Below are 1,037 nucleotides of genomic sequence, written 5' to 3' on the forward strand. Positions count from 1 at the left end.
ACCGCTCTTCCGATCTTGAGCTGTCCATTTTACAATGGGTGTGAGCCGTTGATATTTCACGGAGCGAAGCTTTTTGACCAGATCACCAGTGTTGATGCCAACGGGGCAACGATCAGCACAAAGCCCAGTCGCGGCGCAAGTATCAAGCCCCTGATATTCAAAGACTTGCTCCAGTTCGCTCGCTTGAACGGTTTCCCCCGCGTTTTTGCGGCGCTGGAGTTCACGGTATAGAACAATGCGCTGCCGAGGAGAGAGGGTCAGCGTGCGCGATGGACACACGGGTTCACAAAATCCACACTCAATACATCGATCAACCAACTCATCGGCTGCGGGCATGGGTTTCAAATCTTCGAGATGGGAATGAGGGTTGTCATTAATGATAACCCCTGGATTAAACAGACCTTGTGGATCAAATAGGCGCTTAATCTTTTGCATTAACGCATAGCCATCTTTTCCCCATTCAAGCTCGACGTAAGGTGCCATATTTCGCCCAGTGCCGTGCTCTGCTTTCAGTGATCCTTGATACTTCACGGCGACTAAATCGGCCACATCGTCCATAAATCCGCCGTAGCGATCAATTTCTTCTTGGCTATCAAATCCCTGGGTGAAAACAAAGTGAAGGTTGCCTTCCAGAGCATGACCAAAAATGATCGCTTCATCGTATCGATATTTTTCAAACAGCGATTGCAGATCTCTCACTCCGTTGGCTAAATGCTCGATGGGAAAAGCCACATCTTCAATGATCACTGTGGTGCCCACTTCGCGCACTGCGCCAACCGCAGGGAACATACCTTTACGAATGCCCCATAAAGTCGCCACGGTTTTTGAATCCGAAGTAAAGGGAACCGATTCAATGATGGAAAATCCACTAAGAGCTGCCATGACCTGTTGGCACTGCTGAGTGAGTGCGTCATCATCGCTGGCGTGTGACTCGACCAGTATTGCAGCGGCTTCTATGTCGAGTGTTTTGATGAAGTCTGGTAAACCTGCGTTGTTGGCAACCGATCGTAAGGCGCGGCCGTCCATCAGTTCCACCG

Annotated in this window: 1 protein-coding gene; it reads right to left on the reverse strand. The window is 50.0% G+C overall.

All coding sequences use genetic code 11. The features are described from left to right. A partial coding sequence (locus ACP45E_RS13890) for an FAD-linked oxidase C-terminal domain-containing protein (protein WP_141707341.1) occupies positions 1 to 1,037 on the reverse strand: 1,037 nt, incomplete at both ends.

Source organism: Vibrio genomosp. F10 str. 9ZD137, from assembly GCF_049974785.1.
Classification (GTDB): domain Bacteria; phylum Pseudomonadota; class Gammaproteobacteria; order Enterobacterales; family Vibrionaceae; genus Vibrio.